The sequence below is a fragment of the Paenibacillus agri genome (assembly GCF_013359945.1).
Classification (GTDB): Bacteria; Bacillota; Bacilli; order Paenibacillales; family Paenibacillaceae; genus Paenibacillus_AQ; species Paenibacillus_AQ agri.
In genome coordinates this window covers 159,648-178,214 of record NZ_JABWCS010000217.1, presented here as the reverse complement: position 1 = coordinate 178,214, position 18,567 = coordinate 159,648, and the positions used below count along the sequence as shown (strand labels likewise).

The following is an 18,567-nucleotide window of genomic DNA, read 5'->3' as shown; positions in this document are numbered from 1 at the left end:
TAGAAGGAGTAGTAAACATGGGGATATCTTTTTCAGTATTGTCCAGCGGTTCTACAGGTAACGTGACTGTGGTGCGTAATGGGGAGACGACGCTGATGATTGATGCGGGTCTTAGCGCGAAGCGGATTGACGAACTGTTGGGCATGCGTGAGCTGACCGGGCAGGATATAGACGGAATTCTGGTGACCCACGAGCATTCTGATCATATCAAGGGGCTCGGGGCTATGGCCCGCAAATATGAGCTCCCCATCTACGCCAACACCAATACCTGGAGGGCAATCGAGAAGGGCATCGGGAAAATACCGGACCATCATCGCATTATTATGGAGACCGGACAACAGAGGGATTTTGGCAGCCTGCGCGTAGAGTCGTTCGCAATCTCTCATGATGCAGCAGAGCCGGTGGGCTACAACTTTTATGATGGCAAAGAGAAGTTATGCGTGGCTACAGACCTGGGGTATGTCAGCGATAAGGTAAGGATGGCGATTGCCGATTCTGATGTGCTGGTGCTAGAGGCTAACCATGATATCGAGATGCTGAGGATGGGACGCTATCCGTGGAACACCAAACGCCGTATTCTCGGCGACATGGGCCACCTCTCTAACGAAGCTGCGGGCGCAGCCCTGAGTGAGATCCTGACGGGGCGGACGAAACGCACCTATCTGGCGCACTTGAGCCTGGATCATAACATGATGGATCTAGCGAAGATGTCTGTACGCGGCGCCATGGAGGACCGGGGCTGCTTCTACAAGGATAGTGAGTTCAAGCTGTGCGAGACATATTATGACCGTCCTACGCCATGGGATATGGTGAGCCAGCCATAAGCTGGTCCAGTTCGGCCGTCTTGTGCTCCAGTTCCTGACGGGTGATCAGGCCCTTGTCGATCAACAGCTCGATGATGGCGCTGAGGGCAAGTGTCATATGGTAATGCTCATCTTTTAAATCACCGAGCTTACCCATAAATTGCACCAAATCCATGCTTATCGAAGAGGATTCCATTTCTTTGCACCTCCTTTGGGGATGAGATAGGGGTTTGGGAAAAATGTGCAGAATAATTACGGCGGAAAATCCGCGAAAGCGTGCCCGCCTGTGATACAATCAATACAGAGCGTTTAGGCGTAAGTGGCAATTGGAGCTTTCTACTATTGTAGTCTTTTAAGTCGTAAAATATTCCCTGATTGAAAGAATATGAGACCCCTACGCTTGGAACCCGCCTATTTGGGTGAATGGATAAAGTGAAACCTTTTGGCACTCTTTGGAGTCTTAGAAGAGTACGAAGCCGTTCGGGTGTTGCTTGGCGTTCAGGTATGAATGCAGTAGCAATAGAGGGGAGAGGATTACCGTTGGGATTGTTTGATGATGATTTTTATTCAACGAAGGTACCACGGCGGAGCAGAGAACAGGATAAATCCAAAGGCTTGTCACGGGGTTGGCGAACTAGCAGATCGCGCCGGAGTCTCTCAACATGGCAAATCTCTGCACTTAGCTCTGTAATCAGTGCGGTGGTAGCAGTATTGCTGTTCAGCCTGGTGACCGGGCATTGGGCGCCGGAGAGAGCAGCAGGGTCTACCGTCATTGAGAACGTGACGCCGAGCAGTGGCGATCCTTATGATCGTATTATTCAGGCTGCGGCGATGGTTCGTCCTGCCGTAGTGAGCATTGTTAACCATAAGGAAGACAACAAGGAAGAGAATATTCTGGATCAGTCATCACTGGGCTCCGGAGTTATTTATAAAAAAGATGCCAATAAGGCCTACATCATTACTAATAACCATGTCGTTCAGGGTGCAGGCAAGCTGGAGATTGTTACGGTGTCTGGGGAGACCCGCAGAGCGGAGCTGGTCGGCGCAGATAAAGTAACCGATATTGCTGTGCTGTCGATTGATGCTAAGGGCATCAACACCATCGCTCAGATTGGTGACTCTTCTAAGCTGCGTCTTGGGGAGACCGTCATAGCTATCGGCAATCCACTTGGTCTTGGTGATACGCTAACTTCCGGTATTATAAGCTATACGGAGCGGAAGATTCCCGTGTCGCTCAACCAGGATGGTGTGTACGACTGGGAGCAGGAGGTCATTCAGACCGATGCGGCGATCAATGAAGGTAACAGTGGTGGCGCGCTAGTTGATCTCAACGGCAAGGTGATCGGGATCAATACGATGAAAATTTCGGATACCGGCGTAGAAGGGCTTGGCTTTGCCATACCGACCAATCATGTTATGGAGACGGCAGATGAGCTAACCAGCAAGGGTAAGATCTCACGATCCTATCTGGGCGTCTACACGGTGGATCTGAACAATCCTTATGTCCCGTTGGCCGAAGACCAGCGCAAGGAGCTGAATCTGCCTGTGGCTGTTAAGGACGGTGTAGTCGTACTTGATGCTGTTGGACCGGCAAAGGTTGCGGGACTCCAGTTCAACGACGTTATCACAAAATTTGACGGAGAGCCCATTACGTCTACCCTTTCACTGCGGAAGTATTTGTATAATCACACTAAGATCGGTGATGAATTACAGATTACTTTTTACAGAAACGGGGTTCTAAAGCAGGTATCGGTAAAACTTTTGGAGAAGCCTGAGGAATAAAACCTTCAGAAATGGTATATAATGATATAGCAGTCATGACCAGCCAGGCTGACAGCCCTTACATTGGGAAGTCAGCCTTTTGTGGGAAAAAACGGTGATATTCGGATGGGTCAGCTTGCCTTTACTTCGAAGGTGTGGTACTATGAGAACAATCATACATTTGATACCTAATTCTCGTGTTGAAAAGGGCTGTCAAGTTAAGTAATATACAACCTTTTTCAATGTGTGAATTTTTTCTTTGTTTGAAGATAAAAAGAACATATTAATTTAAATTTGTGGAGGTTACACACATGCAAACAGGTACAGTTAAATGGTTCAACGCTGAAAAAGGATTCGGATTTATCGAAGTTGAAGGCGGTAGCGACGTATTCGTACACTTCAGTGCGATCACTGGCGAAGGCTTCAAAACTTTGGACGAAGGCCAACGCGTTGAATTCAACGTTGTTCAAGGCAACCGTGGTCCACAAGCCGAAAACGTTGTAAAACTGTAATAATAGAAGGTACCGTCCCCGCTTGTTGAAAGTTGGGACGGTCTTTTTTTAACAGAACTCAACAACCTTTGTAAGGGCTCCGTACTGGGGCTTTTCTTATTATTATAGAGGTGTAAGCATAAATCTTAACATTTTGGGGTATCATGTATCGTTAATCCACTTGTGACATAAAGGAAGGAGGAACGGCAATGAACTACCGGAAGAAACCCGTGGAGGAAATCCCGGAAGAGAATACCGCGATTTGGGCCTGTACTAACGAGGGGTGCAATGGATGGATGAGGGACAATTTTGCTTTTGACACTGTGCCTTCTTGTCGTCTCTGCAACGCTCCAATGGTCCGCAGTATGAAGATGCTGCCGCTGCTGCTCAATTCCAACGGTGATCTGAAGTCGCTGAAGAAGGGTATTTCCATTACGTGACCGGCGCCTTTATGAGCCAAGCTTAGTATAGAATAACGCACAAACTCCGAGACGGTTAAACCGTCTTATTTTTTTTGTTTTTTTGTCACTACTTTGTGATATTTGTCACAAAATTATTATTTTTATAGCAAAAATAGAGCGTATAATGTGATTTACATCACACAGTTCCCTTAAAATTTTTGACAAAATAGACGTATTGATAAGGGAGAGGGAAGGGGAGAAATATGGATACAATCATGCTGTCACGTATTCAATTTGCGTCGACGACAATTTTTCACTATTTCTTTGTGCCGGTGTCTATTGGGCTAGCGCTTTTGATTGCCATCATGGAGACTATGTATGTAAGAAAAGGCGATGAAGAGTACAAGAGAATGGCGCAATTCTGGGGAAAGCTATTCCTCATAAATTTTGCAGTCGGGGTAGTTACAGGTATTCTGCAGGAATTCCAGTTCGGGATGAACTGGTCCGATTATTCACGATTCGTTGGTGACGTGTTCGGTGCACCGCTGGCCGTGGAAGCTCTACTGGCCTTTTTCCTGGAGTCTACATTCATCGGGCTATGGATCTTCGGCTGGGACAAAGTCTCTAAGAAGGTGCATTTGCTCTCCATCTGGATGGTTGCTTTTGGTACGATGATGTCGGCGTTCTGGATTCTGACCGCTAACTCATTCATGCAGCATCCGGTGGGCTTCACGATCAATAATGGACGTGCTGAAATGAATGATATCTTCGCTCTCATTACGAACGGACAATTACTTGTGGAATTCCCACATACGGTGCTGGCGGCGTACGCTACAGGCGCGTTCCTTGTAACGGGTATCAGTGCCTACAAGCTGCTGAAGAAGCAGGAAGTATCTTTCTTTAAGAAATCTTTTCAAATTGCAGCGATTGTCGGCATTATCTCTTCGGTGGGTGTAGCGGTGGCAGGACATGCTCAGGCGCAATACCTGGTAGAGACTCAGCCGATGAAAATGGCGGCATCCGAAGGACTATGGGGCGAGAGCGGCGATCCTGCACCTTGGACGGTGTGGGCGAATATTGACCCTACGAACAAGACTAACAGCGGTGAATTCAAAATCCCGTATTTGCTTAGCTTCCTGTCTTACAGTAAGTTCTCCGGTGAAGTTAAAGGGATGAACCAATTGCAAGCAGAGTATGAGCAGCAGTACGGACCTGGGGATTATATTCCTCCGGTACGGACCACCTTCTGGAGCTTCCGGATCATGGTCGCTGCGGGTACGGCAATGATCGTGCTTGGTCTGTATGCGATTTACTTGATCTGGCGTAAAAAGATGGACCGTCCGAACACCTGGTTCATGCGGTTCATGTTCTGGGGACTGCTGCTTCCGCCAATCGCCAATACAGCGGGCTGGGTGATGACTGAATTTGGCCGCCAGCCGTGGACGGTATTCGGCTTGATGCAGACCAAAGACAGTGTGTCGCCTAATATCACGAGCGGACAGGTATTATTCTCGGTGATTTCTTTTACAACGATCTATTTAATTCTGGGTCTGGTACTCGTCGGCTTGTTCATCAAAGTTATCAAAAAAGGGCCTTATGCCATGGATAACGATCACAGCGATTCCCATGATCCATATAACAAGGAGGGGTCCCATGCTTTCTCTTAATGAATTGTGGTTTGTATTGATTGCGGTTCTGTTCATCGGGTTCTTCTTCCTGGAGGGTTTTGACTTTGGTGTAGGAATGGAAACACAGCTCTTGGCCAAGAATGATACGGAGCGCCGGGTGCTGATCAACTCGATTGGACCGTTCTGGGATGCCAATGAAGTATGGCTGCTGACGGGTGCAGGCGCGATGTTCGCGGCCTTTCCGAACTGGTATGCTACGCTATTCAGCGGATTTTATATTCCCTTCGTGTTCGCGCTACTGGCGCTGATCGCCCGGGGTGTAGCATTTGAATTCAGGGGCAAGCGGGATTCCCTGGCCTGGAAAAGAACTTGGGATGTCTGCATCTTCCTCGGCAGCTTCCTCCCGCCGTTCCTGCTGGCTGTCGTCTTCGCAAGCTTCATCAAGGGCTTGCCGATTGACGCCAATATGCAGATGTATGCCGGATTCACGGATATCGTTAATATCTACACCGTTGTTGCCGGAATTACAGTAGTTCTGCTCTGTCTGGTACACGGCCTGATGTTCACGACGCTGCGTACGATTGGTGATCTGCAGGTACGGGCCCGCAAGCTGGGGCAGAAGCTGTTGATTCCACTGGGCGTACTGCTGCTGGGTTTTGTGGTAATGACCTACTTCATGACCGATATCTTTGAAAAGCGTGGAACAGTGCTTCTGAGTATAGTAATATTGGGTATTATTGCATATGTACTGGCAGGCTACTTCATGTTGAAGAAGAAGGACAGCTGGGCATTCGGCATGACTGGAGCGGTATTCGCCTTGTCGGTGGCTTCGATCTTCGTGGGACTGTTCCCGCGGGTGATGATCAGCTCCATTGATCAGGCGTTCAACCTGACGATCACGAATGCGGCTTCCGGACATTATTCACTGAAGGTTATGACGATTGTGGCGTTGACGCTGCTGCCGTTCGTATTGGGTTATCAGATTTGGAGTTATTTTATCTTTCACAAACGGGTTCACGAGAAGGAGCATCTTGAATACTAATGGATAAAAATTTGCTTGGGTACAAAGGAGTTAAGCCGGTCTTTCTGATCGTCGGCTTCCTGACCCTGGTGCAAAGCCTGTCCATTCTTCTGCTGGCCAAATGGCTGGCGGAAGTTGTCTCTGCGCTGTTTGCGGGAGCACCGCTGAAGGAACAATGGGGTACTTCCCTATTGTTCCTTCTTGCGTTTCTGGTGCGCCATGTGTGCGCCCTGCTGATGAGCCGGGTATCCTACCGGTTCGCGGAAGCGACCGGAAGAAGCATGCGGCAGCAGATGATGGATAAGCTGTTCCAGCTAGGGCCGAGATTGGCAGGCGACCGGGGCACCGGTACGCTGGTTACACTGGTATTGGAAGGCGTAACAAAGTTCCGCACTTATCTGGAGCTGATCATTCCGCGCATGGTTGGAATGTCAGTCACACCGCTAATGCTGCTCGTCTATGTGTACACACAAGACACGACAAGCGGCGTGATTCTCACCGTGACGATGCCGATCATTATTGCATTCATGATCCTGATCGGAATGACGGCTCGCAAACAAATGGATCGTCAGCTAAAATCCTATCGGACGCTGTCGAATCACTTTGTCGATTCGCTGCGGGGCTTAGAGACGCTGAAGTTCCTCGGCCGCAGCCGTAGTCACAGCGAGAGTATCGCTCATGTCAGCGATCGTTATCGCTCAGCTACGATGCGCACCTTGCGCGTGGCGTTCCTGTCTTCCTTTGCTCTGGATTTCTTCACCATGCTCTCGGTAGCTTCCGTGGCTGTCAGCCTCGGTCTGCGGTTAGTCAATGAGCAGATGACATTGGTCACCGGACTGACCATTCTGATCCTGGCGCCGGAATATTTCCTGCCGGTTCGGCTTGTGGGTGCGGATTTCCACGCTACGCTGGACGGAAAAGAAGCTGGTGAGGCTATGAAGAGTATTATTGACCGGGAGACCGTGCAGGCGGTTAAGTTGACGGCGAGTGGAGCAGGGCAAGGGGTTGCTGAAAAAGGAGCTGCCTCGGGTGCTGTGGCTGGTAATGTAAGTAGTGCTGGACGTGTTGGTGGTGCTGGTCGGGCTGGAACTAATAGAACTGCTGGTACTACTCTTGTAGGGCAACCGTCCTCTGCATCCGACTTTGCTTGGACTAACGGCGCCATTCTACAGTTGAATGGCGTGGGTGTTAAGTATGAAGAAGGGGGATTGTCCTCGCTGGAAGGGGTCAGCCTGCGTTTCGCAGGGGCGGCTAAGATCGGAATTATTGGGGAGAGTGGAGCAGGGAAGTCCACACTGGTGGATATCCTGGGTGGCTTTCTGCATCCTACGTCTGGCAGTATTACCGTGGGCGCTAGCACGTTCAGCTCACTGACAGACGAAGCCTGGCGGAAGCAGACGGCGTATATCCCGCAGCGGCCGTATATCTTCAGTGGCACGCTTGCGGACAATGTGCGCTTCTATTATCCAGAAGCTTCAATGGAGGAAGTTCGCCGAGTAATCGGCGAAGCCGGATTGTCGAGACTGGTAGATTCTCTACCGAACGGGTTGGAAGAAATGATTGGCGGCGGCGGTCGTTCCCTCAGTGGCGGTCAAGAGCAGCGGGTAGCGCTAGCTCGGGCGTTGCTGAGCAGTCGTCCGATTATGCTGCTGGATGAGCCAACAGCCCATCTGGATATTGAGACGGAGTACGAGCTCAAGGAAACGATGCTTCCACTGTTTGCCGGGAAGCTGGTCTTTCTCGCGACACATCGCTTGCACTGGATGGTAGATATGGATCTCATCGTCGTGATGAAGCAGGGGCAAGTAGCTGAGACCGGCACCCATCAGGAACTGATCGCCCGCAAGGGTGCCTATTATGAGCTTATTCAATCGCAACTGGAGGGAATCCATTGAAACGAGAAGGATGGTTCGCCCCATATGTATCTTCATACTTCTGGCGGTTTGTGCTGATTATTGTCCTTGGTGCACTGACGGTGTTCTCAGCTTCTTCTCTGATGTATACCTCGGGGTTCCTAATCTCCAAGGCCTCCATCCCGCCGGAAAATATATTAATGATCTATGTGCCGATCGTCGGTGTACGCACCTTTGGCACAAGCCGTGCTGTGATCCACTATGTGGAACGGCTCGTCGGTCATGACACGATCCTGCGGATTCTGTCCAAGATGCGTGTCCGCCTGTATCATATACTGGAACCACAGGCGCTGTTTCTGTCCTCACGCTTTCGGACAGGAGATATCCTCGGCATGCTGGCCGATGATATCGAATATTTGCAAAATGTATACCTGCGCACCGTCTTCCCAAGCATAATTGCGCTGTTGCTGTATGGTGCGGCAGTAATTGCTCTCGGCACTTTCGATCTGACCTTTGCACTGCTGATGGGTCTGTATATTCTGGTGCTGGTGGTTGTACTGCCGCTGGTCTCGCTGCTGTTCACGCAAAGACGGCAGCGTGAAGTGAAGCAGGAGCGCAACCGTCTCTACCAGAAGCTGACGGATGCCGTACTGGGCATGGGCGACTGGATGATCAGTGGTCGGCAAAGCCAGTTCGTGGCCACCTATGAAGCCGACGAGCGCAAAGTAGCCCGCACCGATGGCTGGCTGCGGGGCTGGGCCCGCCTGCGGATGTTCATTGGGCAGGCGATTGTCGGCATCGGCGTGCTGTCGATGCTCTACTGGGCAGCAGGACAATACGCAGACGGGGCCATTGCCGGAACGCTGATCGCAGCGTTCGTGCTGGTGGTCTTCCCGCTTGCGGATGCCTTCCTGCCAGTATCGGAAGCGGTGGAGAAGATTCCACAATACCGGAACTCGCTGGAGCGGTTGTCCGGGGTGGAGGATAGGGATGGGGCGCCTACTCAGGGTGCTGAAGTGAAACAGAATGGGCAGGGAACCCGTGCGGTAAGTGCTGGTGTATTGGAAGTAGCGCCAGTGGCTGGAGGCCGTACAGAAACATTAGATGAAGTACGTACGCAAAGTGCTGGAATAGCGAAAATCAAAGTGACTGTTGCTGGGCGCGACATTTCGACTACTACGGGGCAAGCTGGTAATGAAGGCCACAGCCAACATGATATTGCAATACAAACACACATCCGGCTGGAGAATGTCGGCTACCGGTACGGAGCCGATGATGATTGGTCTGTCCGCGATCTAAGCTTAGATCTCCCGCAGGGGAAAAAGATCGCGATCATCGGGCGCAGCGGAGCGGGAAAATCGACGCTGCTTAAGGTCATTCAAGGTGTGATTCAGCCGACGGAAGGTTCGGCTGAGATTAACGGGCGGGCCGCCGCGTCCTACGGCGAAGACATTCCTTCGCTGATTGCGGTACTCAATCAGCGTCCGCATCTGTTCGACACCACGGTGGCGAACAATATCCGGCTCGGGAATCCGCAGGCTTCCGAGGAAGAAATCTGCGCCGCTGGCGCGCTAGCGAAGCTGGACAGCCTGATCTCTTCCCTGCCGGAAGGCTATAACACGCCCGTGCGTGAAGCCGGGCAGCGCTTCTCCGGCGGCGAACGGCAGCGGATCGCGCTGGCGCGTATCCTGCTGCAGAACACGCCGGTCGTCGTGCTCGACGAGCCGACCGTGGGTCTTGACCCACGCACCGAGCGCGAGCTGCTGGCGACGATGTTCCAGGCGATGGCCGGAAAATCGCTGGTTTGGGTTACGCACCACCTTGTAGGTGCGGAACTGATGGACGAAGTGATTTTTATGGAGAATGGAACTGTCGAAATGCGCGGCACTCATGCTGAGCTGCTGGAGAAGGAGCCACGTTACCGTAGGTTGTATGAGTTGGACCGGCCGGTAGAATTCCTTGGTTAGTAAGAAGGCATATAGATTTGGATCATGACAGAGATTCAGCGTGGAACTTTAACCGAAGTGGAATAAGTGGAAGATAGATAATGACAAAGCCCCGCCAGACAAAAGTCTGACGGGGTTATTTTTTCACAATCAGGGTCACCTTTTTATAGTTCCGTACATGAATGTTAGCAGGAGAAGTAGAGTGCACCCGACTTTTAATTCAATGGGAGCCTTAAGGGTAAGGCCTACTATTAGATATGAGAGGAGTATTCCTACATGCTCTGTCTGGTACTTGGTGAACTTTTGCTTGATAGTCCGGAATATAAAGACGCCTGCAGCGAACAGGCTGAAAGCAACATACAATATGGTTATGAGCATTGAAATCCTCCGAGTAGTATTTGCATCTGCATCTCTATATTATCGGATATAATTTCTAGTATTGCACCTGCTTCTAAGGAAATGACAGGAATCGACGGCGGGGAGTTCCCTTTTACCTGGAAGTGTGGTAGAACAGTAGAAGGAGTATTACGCCGCAGCGGCACAGAAAGGGATGCTTGGTTGAATGTATGTAGTGTGTAAGGAACACGTGGAGCTGGCCATTGACAGGTTTGTGGACGAGTACGAAGACGCACCGGATGTAGTGGATCTGAAGGAAACGGAGTTCTCTGACTGGGACCCGCCGGCGAAATGTGCGGAATGTGAGAAGAATGCTGAGTATTTGGTCGTGTAAAAGGCCTGTACGTAAATGATAAGATGACGAAAAGGACGTGAGTGCTCACGTTCTTTTTTTATGCCTCAATATAGGTCAAACGGTAGACGTCTAGACTCACAGCTCTCCAAGGATGTCGGTATCTATGGAGGTTTTGGTATTTGAGTGAGATGAGCAATGTGCTCTCCTCTTTTAGTGTGATTTTTCTATTTTATCAAAGCGGTTTCGTTGGAAAAAACTTGAGCTATAGCTTACTAAATAATAAGTTTGCTCATTAAGAGTACTGGTGTCAATTTTAGAAGGCACTCTCACCATTGTTTTTTCGCCAAGCGAATTTATTACAACAATGCTGTCTTTAGATATCTCTGAGAGTTGAACAATAGCGGATGTACGAGCTCTACTGAATACTAAGAAAAATAGGACAACCCCTAAAATAATCAGCAAAGCAAGCATGTTTTGCTTTATTCTGTTCATTTTCTATCCCCCTTACTGGATATTATATACAACTTGTATCCGTTAGTCTTATTTAAATGTACTTTGCACTGAATAAGTGATAGAAGAGCTCCCACCGATGAGACACTAGCAAGTGGCTCTTTTTTTTTCCTCTAAGGCACCTGATGTCGAACTTTCGCCCATGCCCCTGCATAGCATATAGCACCTATTGAGTTACAGGTGAGAAGGGGGCGCACGATCATGGGGATTGAGCTAGCAGCGATCCACTATGTGTATCTGGTGTTCATTGTGTTCATTCTTGGGTTGCTGATCCGGCGGCGGGATACCACGATGATCTGTGTAGTTGGGATTTTTGCTTTGGGTCTGCTCGCGACGAATACGCTGAGCGGTTCGGTGTCGGGGATCTTCAATTCTTTTGTATATGCGACCAAAGAGCTGCTCGGTACGATCATGATTATCTCCATTATTGTAGCGATGAGCCGGATTCTGATTATTACCGGGATCAATGAGACGATGGTTGCGCCGCTCAGCCGTTTGATTCGTACGCCGTCCATGGCTTACTGGGGGATTGGGATCATTATGATGGTGACTTCCTTCTTCTTCTGGCCTTCGCCGGCGGTCGCTCTGATCGGTGCTGTATTGCTGCCTGTTGCCGTTCGTGTCGGTCTGCCTGCGCTGGGAGCGGCCATGGCGATGAATCTGTTTGGTCACGGTATCGCGCTATCCGGAGATTACATTATTCAGGGTGCCCCAAAACTCACCGCAGACGCAGCCGGACTTCCGGTAAGCAGTGTGATGGAGGCCAGTGTTCCGCTTGTGATTGTCATGGGGCTGGTTACGACAGTGGCCGCGTTCTGGCTGATGCGCAGAGATCAGAAGAATGGAACATGGCGGAATGGGTTGGTCACGGTAAAAGGAGGCAGTTCACTCACGGAGGTGGGAGAACAGCTAATAGGACCATTGCTGCTTAGCCCTCGTGTCAAAAAAACGCTGGCGATCGTCATTCCGCTTCTATTCTTGCTCGATGTCGTCGCGATGTTCGTTCTGAAGCTACAAGGCGGGGATGCCACAGCACTCGTGGGGGGTACGGCGGTACTCATTCTGATCGCTATCACCATGCTGGCCCACCGAAACCGGGGACTTGAAAAGATCACATCCTATTTAATAGAAGGATTTGTTTTTGGATTCAAGGTGTTCGGTCCGGTGATTCCGATTGCGGCTTTTTTCTATCTGGGCGATTCGGCGTTCACCGAGCTGTTCGGAAAAGTGCTCCCGGAAGCTTCGCACGGCATCGTGAACGACCTCGGTGTCGCTCTGGCGAATCATGTTCCGCTTAACGGTGCAGTGGGCGCGGTCACCATGACCATAATCGGGGCGATCACCGGGCTGGATGGGTCGGGCTTCTCGGGTATTTCACTGGCTGGTTCCATTGCGCAGCTATTCGCATCCGCCATTCATACTGGGGCAGCGACGCTGACCGCACTGGGACAGGTGGCTGCGATTTGGGTTGGAGGGGGTACGCTGATTCCTTGGGCGCTCATCCCGGCAGCCGCCATCTGCGGTGTTAGCCCGTTCGAACTAGCCCGCCGCAACCTGAAGCCCGTACTGCTGGGACTGGCGGTGACGACGATTGTCGCGATGTTCCTGGTGTAGTGGGATAGACTTGCCTGTAAAAAGCATCCGCGGGTAGCGGGTGCTTTTGTGCGTATACGTACGGCTGTCTTGAATGGCTGCACATTGTGGTACACTAAAAGAAAAGTGGAATTTCAGCGGGACTCCGCTATGTGATCATCCGGGAGTGAGTCACAGGGTGAACTGAAATATGGACCTGATCGCCTGCTCGGACGTATACCTTTTAAATGACGATGATTTGAACGGGGCAACTAAGCTCCATATAACATAAGGGAGGTTCTCAAGATGGCGCATCCACAACATCCGTCCGCACAGTTAGAGACATTGGAGCAGCTTGATGCCGCACTGGCTGAAGTCACGAAGTGGGAAAAAGAGCAGAAAAAGCTGATGATCTGGGACCGCATGTCCCGTCTGCCTTTTAAACTGCTGGACAAGATTACACCGAAGATTATTCACGATAAAATAGGCCAACTGCTCGACGAATTGGGGAGCTATATCCAGAACGGTGGCAACTATCTGGTAGCGGGACGTAAGGTAGGAACCCTTGTAGCTTCTCAAAGTAAGGCTGCTGGCGGGTCGGAGCGAGGTCCTTATTCCTTGTCTGTCATGGATGCATCAGCACTTCAGCTCATCGAGACTGGACGGGAGACAGCGACGATTCAGGGGGCGACCACTGGAGTTGGCGGCGTGTTCACTCTGGCAGTAGATATTCCGGCCACTCTGGGCCTGTCTCTGAAGGTCATTCAGGAGATTGGCTTGTGCTATGGCTATGATCCGACCGATAAGGCGGAACGGATATTCACGGTAAAAGTGATGCAGTTCGCTTCCTCGGACATCGTGGGTAAGCAGGCGATCCTGGAAGAGCTGAACCTGCAAGCAGGTGGCAGCGGAGATATCCTTGAAGGCACAAACGCAGCCTTATCCAAGATTAAGGGCTGGCACGAAGTCATCACCGTTTACCGGGATAACTTCGGTTGGAAAAAGCTGTTGCAGATGGTCCCGGTGGCGGGAATTGTTTTTGGCGCATATACCAATCGCAAAACGATTGAGGATGTAGGCGAGGCTGCGCGCATGCTGTACCGGAAGAGAAGGATTCTGGCGCGGATGGCGGAGATGCGTGGAGTAGGGGAGTAAGTGGAGATAGGAGCTTGGAGCTGTAGGCGTAAGAGTTCCAGATTAGAATCGGTAGAAACGGTTAATAAAGAAAAAGTCTGGGACAAGAGGGACCGGAAGTCCAGACATGCTACCTTAGTGAGACCCGGGCCTTTCGCTGGAGCTACACCCCATGAAAGAAGATAGATTTTAGACATAGTATTGTATGCAAACAGATGGAGGGTTTTATGTTAATTCAGATTATTGGCGTAGGCAAATTGAAGGAAAAGTATTTGATCGATGGCATCGCGGAATATGCGAAAAGGCTGACGCCTTACCTCAAATTCCAGGTGATTGAGGTAGCGGATGAAAAAGCACCCGACTCTCTGAGCGAAGCAGAGGTGGTGCAGGTGAAGGGGCGCGAGGGCGAACGCATCCTCGCGCAGATTAAAAGCGAGGCGCATGTTATTGCGCTCGCGATCGACGGCAAGCTCTGGAGCTCGGAAGAGCTTGCCGGAGAGATCGACCGGCTCGGCACCTATGGGACGAGCCATGTTGTTTTTGTTATCGGAGGGAGCCACGGGCTCTCCGACGATGTTATGCGCCGCGCGCAGCAGCGCATGAGCTTCGGGCGCATGACGCTGCCCCATCAGCTCATGCGCCTGGTGCTGGTGGAGCAGATTTATCGCGCGGTGAAGATAAATCGGGGGGAACCGTATCATAAGTAGGGGCAAGTTATTTGAAGAAAAACTCGCAGGAGCCTGTATTATCGGCATGCAGACCATGGGTCAGTGCTGTGTCACATTCCCATGCTTAAGCTGTGTACAAATGCTCCTTCAGCTATCATGAAATAAAGGTTTGACAAACTTCTCTTATTGCAATAAAATCAGCACAAGAGATATGATTTTCACAAGAAGCGCATTCACGAAAACGCTGAGTGAAATCATAAACCAGTACACATTCCTTAACATACGAGGAATCCCTGTATGCGGCAATCATGGGGTTTTATGATGATGCTGTGTATAATTACACAGTTTTTATTATGTTAACCTCCTTGTTGGAAGTCATATCTCTATTCCAACAAGGAGGTTTTTTATTATGAAACGAAAAAAGTTTTCTAGTATTATGGCGAGTGAGGCTTTGAAGCGCAGTAAGTCATCACCAACAATTGTGGTCATTGGACCATCAACATCTGGGAAGAGTACCTTGGTCTATGTTCTGGTAAATCACAGAATAATTGGATTTATTACCGTGGGAATCGGAGACAAGAGCCAAACAACAATTATTCCTTGCAACTTTGTATTTGACGAGCGCATTGAAAAAGATGAGCATTTTGCATTGCGCATTAGAATCAAAGATTTTTCGGCAAAGGATGTACACATCGAAATTCTTGAACAATTGGCGAAACTATTTGCAAGCAACGAAATGTCTACTGAAGATACTTTGGATTCTATTGATGTTGAATGGTTTCAGAATATTCTGGAACCGAAAGATGCAGCCTATCATTTAGGGATGATGGAAAAGCAGATTTCAATTGAGGAGTTTAAAGAATCAATTGCGGATGTCTTATATGCAATTGAGAATGCAGAGCCAACGTTCTCAGAACGTGTAAAGATAAAGAAAAAAGAGCTGGCTCAGCAGAAAGTAAAATTATCCGAAATTAGAAGAATGGTATTTGAGGACATTTGGGGAAGTGTTTCTGATGACTTATTGGATAAATACTTTAAGTGGCTCAATCATATAGGAGAGAATATTACCAATAATTTGAATTTGATATTAGGTGAAGATAATTTAATAGAGGGAATACATGATTACAGTGCAAATGAAGACGATATCTTTATGTACGGTGGAGCAATTCTTCAAACACTATTCGATCCGTTCCAACCATTCAGCCTAATTGTTGAGGATATTACCTTGGCTTGCAGACCAAGAACAGAGATAATAATTAGATCAGATGAAAATATCCCACTGAGATTTTGTTTACGTGATACCATGGGGCTTACTCAGATTGGAATGGATAGTAATTCCATTAAAGATGCATTGGACATTGCATTAAACTGTAGTCCTGATAGTATTTTGTTGCTGATGAATCTTGAAGAACGTGATGATGTCATAGCAGAAAGTTGTGATGCGATTGCAGAGAAACTTTCTAAAGCTACTAAACTGGATGTTCCAGTTAATGTTATATTCACAAAGGCCGATCGACTCATTGGAAACCTTGTCAATAAATCTAACAAAGAAACAGTTGTACTTAAGCAGGAAGATTATGACGCAACCATTCTCAGTGCAATTGATAATATGGAGGAAAATATCAGGGGATATTTAACTAAACTCCCTCAGAAAAATGGAATGTGGTTATCATTAAGATATCTGGATGAGGGGATTGACCCCATACAACGTGCACTAAAAATTCAGGGCAGCGATAAATATGAACGTTTTACACCAACTGGATTATATAAAAATATAGATGAAGTAATTCGTGAAACACAAAAACGAATTCTGCCTAAAGGTATTGAAACCCCGCTCTTTGTTACTGCTGTTAATACGGATGCACCAGCTGTAGAGATAAAGGTTGAAGCCGAAAAAATTTCTAATATTTTTAATTCAATACAAATTATCCTTACTGAGGATAATTCAGTCGTGAATGGATATACTATAACAACAAAATATACTCTTAGTGGGAGAAGTGTCGTTGCATATTATAACAAATTGCAAAGGGGCCAAGGTCATACGACCAGAGCTAATGTCTACGGTAATTTTAGTATTAATATGAAAGCTATGTTGAACAAAATTCTGTGTAAAGAAATCCCTGATTTTCTTAAGCTATATGAATCACAGGTTATTGGTACGGTAGTGGATAATCTTACGGATACTGATGTGGAGCATTTGGCTCAAGAATTTGATAAGAATCAAGACTATAAAGACCTTGCATTCTGTGGTATAAATCCTGCACTCATAAGTAAGTGGTCTGATAAACAAAGAAACACGCAGATTTTGCATCAAGCTATACGCCAATACTTTAGTTCGAGTGAGAAATATTATATGGTTATGGATAAAGTAGCATTTAACTTATCATATGGTAATGAACAAATCAGGAAAATCATTGATGGTGTTTATCAGAAGCCTATCAGCTATGACCAAACCATGCGAGAGATGCAAGACACATTTAAAAAGATATTTGCAACTCCAGCCTTTGCAGCTATTATTGCCAAAGAGATTGGTGACGCTATGACTGATCTTATAAATAAGATGATTATTGTATTATAATTATGAAATAAGAACACATCTCAAGAAGCCCGAGCAGAATGATAATGCTCGGGCTCTTCGTATTATTTTATTCATTTTATTCTTATGTGATGTTCAGTGAACCGAATATGAGTTAGTACAAGTTTTTTTAGAAAAAGTCGCAGGAGCCTGTATTTACAGCATACCAACGATAGTAGCAGGGTAGGTCACACTCCAGTTGGAATGATGCGTAAACGGGTTTCTGCGGGTTTATTTGTGCTAAAGAATGACGATGTATCTCCAAGAGGGCTTTTGCCTAAGCAAGAGTTCAAGAATGAGTTCGCAGAGTGAATATATTCTATTTTATGGTATACTTAGGAAGAACATTCTTTTGTATTTTGCTATAACGGAGTTATGTATTGAGGTTTCAGGCTCGAAAAACATAATTACAGTGAATTCAAACTTGGCTAAAATGATAATTATTTTTAGGAAATTTACTTGGAGGGAGGATAAACCAATAATGAATCATAGTGATCATCATTATGCAGAATTAAACTCTATTTATTATCCCCATGATATTACAGGAACTGAAAAAGATTTGGTAGGTGATAAATCAAAGACGACTTGTCTCTTTTGCAATCAAAGTCCACCAGATGTCACTTTTAAGAAGGAAGCCCATGTGATTCCAGCTGGATTAGGAAATAGAACTCTCTTCTATTTAAATGAATGTGATAATTGTAATGACCGGTTTAGTCATTATGAAAATGAACTGGTTAACTATTTAACCTTCGATAGAATATTTATAAGTGCTCAGAAGAGACCAGGCTCAGGTGCTCCAAAGTTCAAGCAAAAAGGTAAGCAGTCAGAATTGAAAATGAATCCTGATAACGGCAGCCTTAACATTAGCATCTTTGAGCAAGAAGGTATCTTCGAGATTGAAGAAAAAGATGGTCAGAAAATTATGACCTTTAAAATTAATAATCCCCCACCTTATAGGCCTGAAGACATCTGTAAATGTTTAACACACATGGGATGGGCGCTGCTAGAGGAAGAGGATAAGAAGTTAGTCTCCTATATACCAGATTGGCTATTAGGGAAAATTGATATTTACCCGCTCTATATGGATACTGCATTTATCAAAGGTAATGGCTATGCAATCGTCATTTTAGAGGTATTTAAGACCACGAATGAGGAATCGACCAACTATCCCTATTTGATCCGTTTTACTTACGGAACCAAGATTATATCGTTTTATTTACCTGCTTCACCAGACACTAAGGTTGAACCTATTCGATTTACTTTTTGCCCTCACATTCCAAAAGACGCCTCTGTCCATCCAACTACATGGACAATACCTTCTAATGAAAGGCTAAAGCCAGAAAACATTATCTATACGTGGGGTTATCAAGCTAAAGACCCTAGAACTGACATTAAGAATAGTAAACCAGAGTGATGAACAGTCGAATGTTTTTTGTCTCGCTGAAAGCCTGCTCGTTAAACTCCTCAGACCGTGACTGGTAGAGAAGTAAGAAGCTTTCAGGCCAGATAGTGG

The 18,567-nt window shown here is 47.6% G+C and carries 16 protein-coding genes; 14 read left to right on the top strand and 2 right to left on the bottom strand.

All coding sequences use genetic code 11. The annotated features are described in order from the left end of the window. Positions 1-17: 17 nt before the first annotated feature. Positions 18-824 (top strand): MBL fold metallo-hydrolase, encoded by an 807-nt coding sequence (locus HPT30_RS22230; RefSeq protein ID WP_175373502.1) that lies wholly within the window; start codon positions 18-20, stop codon positions 822-824. Here the strand turns inward: HPT30_RS22230 and HPT30_RS22225 are convergent. Continuing rightward, the gene (locus tag HPT30_RS22225; protein ID WP_175373501.1) at positions 793-999 is read right to left on the bottom strand and encodes a hypothetical protein; all 207 of its coding nucleotides are present in this window, start codon (positions 997-999) and stop codon (positions 793-795) included. The genes HPT30_RS22230 and HPT30_RS22225 overlap by 32 nt on opposite strands. A gap of 344 nt (positions 1,000-1,343) precedes the next feature. Here HPT30_RS22225 and HPT30_RS22220 point away from each other — a divergent pair, with 344 nt between their 5' ends. From HPT30_RS22220 to HPT30_RS22185, 8 genes are all read left to right on the top strand, one after another. Continuing rightward, the gene (locus tag HPT30_RS22220; protein WP_175373500.1) at positions 1,344-2,585 is read left to right on the top strand and encodes a S1C family serine protease; all 1,242 of its coding nucleotides are present in this window, start codon (positions 1,344-1,346) and stop codon (positions 2,583-2,585) included. Between the two features lie 290 nt (positions 2,586-2,875). Then, positions 2,876-3,076 carry a cold-shock protein gene (locus tag HPT30_RS22215; protein ID WP_039878010.1) on the top strand — a complete coding sequence of 67 codons (201 nt, stop codon included), beginning with the start codon at positions 2,876-2,878 and terminating at the stop codon, positions 3,074-3,076. Between the two features lie 188 nt (positions 3,077-3,264). Beyond that, the gene (locus tag HPT30_RS22210; RefSeq protein WP_066377880.1) at positions 3,265-3,495 is read left to right on the top strand and encodes a cold-shock protein; all 231 of its coding nucleotides are present in this window, start codon (positions 3,265-3,267) and stop codon (positions 3,493-3,495) included. 224 nt (positions 3,496-3,719) lie between these two features. Beyond that, positions 3,720-5,123 (top strand): cytochrome ubiquinol oxidase subunit I, encoded by a 1,404-nt coding sequence (locus tag HPT30_RS22205; protein WP_175373499.1) that lies wholly within the window; start codon positions 3,720-3,722, stop codon positions 5,121-5,123. After that, on the top strand, positions 5,110-6,126 hold the full coding sequence (cydB, locus tag HPT30_RS22200; protein WP_066377886.1) for a cytochrome d ubiquinol oxidase subunit II: 1,017 nt from the start codon (positions 5,110-5,112) through the stop codon (positions 6,124-6,126). The genes HPT30_RS22205 and cydB overlap by 14 nt, the downstream gene beginning before the upstream one ends. Continuing rightward, entirely contained in the window at positions 6,126-8,000 is a 1,875-nt protein-coding gene (gene cydD, locus HPT30_RS22195) for a thiol reductant ABC exporter subunit CydD (RefSeq protein ID WP_175373498.1), read from the top strand. The genes cydB and cydD overlap by 1 nt, the downstream gene beginning before the upstream one ends. Then, positions 7,997-9,925: an amino acid ABC transporter ATP-binding/permease protein gene (locus HPT30_RS22190; RefSeq protein ID WP_175373497.1), complete on the top strand. Its 1,929-nt coding sequence runs from the start codon at positions 7,997-7,999 to the stop codon at positions 9,923-9,925. The genes cydD and HPT30_RS22190 overlap by 4 nt, the downstream gene beginning before the upstream one ends. Positions 9,926-10,466: 541 nt before the next feature. Beyond that, entirely contained in the window at positions 10,467-10,634 is a 168-nt protein-coding gene (locus HPT30_RS22185) for a CxxH/CxxC protein (RefSeq protein WP_066377900.1), read from the top strand. A 171-nt stretch (positions 10,635-10,805) separates the two neighbouring features. Here the strand turns inward: HPT30_RS22185 and HPT30_RS22180 are convergent, their stop codons facing one another. Beyond that, the gene (locus tag HPT30_RS22180; protein ID WP_175373496.1) at positions 10,806-11,087 is read right to left on the bottom strand and encodes a hypothetical protein; all 282 of its coding nucleotides are present in this window, start codon (positions 11,085-11,087) and stop codon (positions 10,806-10,808) included. A 219-nt stretch (positions 11,088-11,306) separates the two neighbouring features. On the opposite strand from HPT30_RS22180, the gene HPT30_RS22175 reads away from it, so the two are divergent. From HPT30_RS22175 to HPT30_RS22155, 5 genes are all read left to right on the top strand, one after another. Further along, positions 11,307-12,719 carry a hypothetical protein gene (locus HPT30_RS22175; protein ID WP_175373495.1) on the top strand — a complete coding sequence of 471 codons (1,413 nt, stop codon included), beginning with the start codon at positions 11,307-11,309 and terminating at the stop codon, positions 12,717-12,719. Between the two features lie 264 nt (positions 12,720-12,983). Further along, positions 12,984-13,832 carry an EcsC family protein gene (locus tag HPT30_RS22170; RefSeq protein ID WP_175373494.1) on the top strand — a complete coding sequence of 283 codons (849 nt, stop codon included), beginning with the start codon at positions 12,984-12,986 and terminating at the stop codon, positions 13,830-13,832. A 206-nt stretch (positions 13,833-14,038) separates the two neighbouring features. Continuing rightward, on the top strand, positions 14,039-14,518 hold the full coding sequence (gene rlmH, locus HPT30_RS22165) for a 23S rRNA (pseudouridine(1915)-N(3))-methyltransferase RlmH (RefSeq protein ID WP_066377914.1): 480 nt from the start codon (positions 14,039-14,041) through the stop codon (positions 14,516-14,518). Between the two features lie 370 nt (positions 14,519-14,888). Continuing rightward, positions 14,889-17,057, top strand: coding sequence for a hypothetical protein (locus HPT30_RS22160; protein ID WP_175373493.1), 2,169 nt, complete (start codon positions 14,889-14,891; stop codon positions 17,055-17,057). A 478-nt stretch (positions 17,058-17,535) separates the two neighbouring features. Continuing rightward, positions 17,536-18,468 carry an HNH endonuclease gene (locus HPT30_RS22155; protein WP_175373492.1) on the top strand — a complete coding sequence of 311 codons (933 nt, stop codon included), beginning with the start codon at positions 17,536-17,538 and terminating at the stop codon, positions 18,466-18,468. Positions 18,469-18,567 lie beyond the last annotated feature (99 nt).